Genomic DNA, 1656 nt, shown 5'->3' with positions numbered 1-1656 from the left:
GCGCGGGTCGCGCGGGCGGGCGAGTCGCCGGGTCGGCTCAGCCGGTGCGGGCCGGCGTGAGCGGCCGCAGGGACACCGGGAGCCCGTCCCCGGGGAACGGCAGCGAGTCGTTCTTCATGGGCGGGACGTAGTCCAGCGGCACGGACCACTCGAAGTGCCGCAGCAGCGCGCTGAGGACGAGCTTGGACTCCAGGTTGGCGAAGATCATGCCGAGGCACTTGTGGACCCCGCCGCCGAAGGGCTCCCAGGCGTAGCGGTGGGACTTGTCCTCGCGCCTGCCCTCGGTGAACCGCTCGGGGTCGAAGATCTCCGGGTCGGTCCAGTACTCGGGCATGTGGTGCGACAGGAGCGGCATCACCGAGACGAGCCGTCCCTTGGGGATCGCCACCCCGAGCACCTCGGTGTCCTTGACCGCCCGGCGCGCCAGCACCGGCACCGGCGGGTGCAGCCGCAGCGTCTCCTTCATCACCAAGTCCAGGTCGGTGAGGCCCTCCAGCTCGGCGAGGGTCGGCGAGGGGCCCAGTTCCAGACACTGCCGCCGGCAGCGCTCCTGCCACTCCCGATCGCGCCCGAGTTCGTAGACCATCGAGGTCACGGTGCTGGTCGTGGTGTCGTGCGCGGCCATCAGCAGGAAGATCATCTGGTTGATGATGTCGTCGTCGTCGATCCCGCCGGAGGCGTCGGCCACCTGACACAGGGCCGAGAACAGGTCCTCACCGGGGTTGGCACGGCGGGCGGGCAGGTGGCGCCGGAGGAACTCCTCCAGCAGGCGCCGGCCGCGGGTCGCGCGACCCCACTTGGTGAACGGCAGGGGAGCGGTCGAGCGGATGTAACCGTTGGCGGCCTGCACGCAGTCCACGAACGCGGTGTTGACCCGCTCGATCTCCCCGGGTTCGGCGTATTCGGCGCCTCCCATGAACACCTCGGTGGCCAGATCGAGCGTGTGCGACTTGAGGGCGGGGTAGACCTCGAACGCCCGATCAGGGGTCCAGCTCGAGATCCCGCGCTCGACCAGCGGGGCCAGGGTACGGGCGTATCCCTCGAGCCGGGGGCGGGTGAACGCCTCCTGCATGAGGTGCCGGTAGTGGTGGTGCTCGGCGAAGTCCAGCAGCATCAGCCCGCGGTCGAAGAACGGGCCGACGAGGTATCCCCAGCCGGGGCCGTTGGCGAACGCCTTGTCGGCGTTCTGCAGGGCGATCTGGCACGCGTCGGGGCCGATCAGCGCGGTCCAGGTGGCGCCGAGGAAGCTCAGTTCGGAGACCGGCCCGTGGTCGCGGTACCGGCGGGCCATCGTGGCCAGCGGATTCTCGACGTACTCGAGGGTCCCGCCCAGGATCGGCAGGTGGGAGCGGAGGGGGGCCGGGCCCGGCCGGTAGACCGGATCGCGCGGATCGCCATCGATTGACATACTGCACCTCTTTGTCGGGGTCCTTCTAGTCTGTGACCTCCCTCACGCGACTGTCAGCCGAATAGCGAAACTGGCGGTGTCGTTTCTCCCCGCGGTGGCGATAGCGCGGCGGTGACAGCGCGGTGGTGACAGCGCCGAGGTGACAGCGGGGTGGTGGCAGTTGTCGTGATCAGGCTCGGGCGACGAGCGCGGCCACGTCCACGCCGTCGGGAAGTGCGCCGTACTCGGCCGAGCGCTCGTCGCCGAGC

The 1656-nt window shown here is 70.1% G+C and carries 1 protein-coding gene; it reads right to left on the bottom strand.

Features of this window, described 5'->3' with window-relative positions:
- Nucleotides 1-37: 37 nt before the first annotated feature.
- Entirely contained in the window at nt 38-1408 is a 1371-nt protein-coding gene (locus G6020_RS14150; RefSeq protein WP_182611048.1) for a cytochrome P450, read from the bottom strand.
- Nucleotides 1409-1656: the final 248 nt, after the last annotated feature.

The organism is Dietzia sp. B19, assembly GCF_014145155.1.
GTDB classification, from domain to species: domain Bacteria; phylum Actinomycetota; class Actinomycetes; order Mycobacteriales; family Mycobacteriaceae; genus Dietzia; species Dietzia natronolimnaea.
The sequence above is the reverse complement of the archived record's forward strand: the minus strand, read 5'-3'. Positions and strand labels throughout refer to the sequence as shown.

What these genes read in the sequence shown, in the direction of transcription:
- G6020_RS14150 (WP_182611048.1), bottom strand. Translation starts at nt 1,408, where the DNA reads ATGTCAATCGATGGCGATCCGCGCGATCCGGTCTACCGGCCGGGCCCG.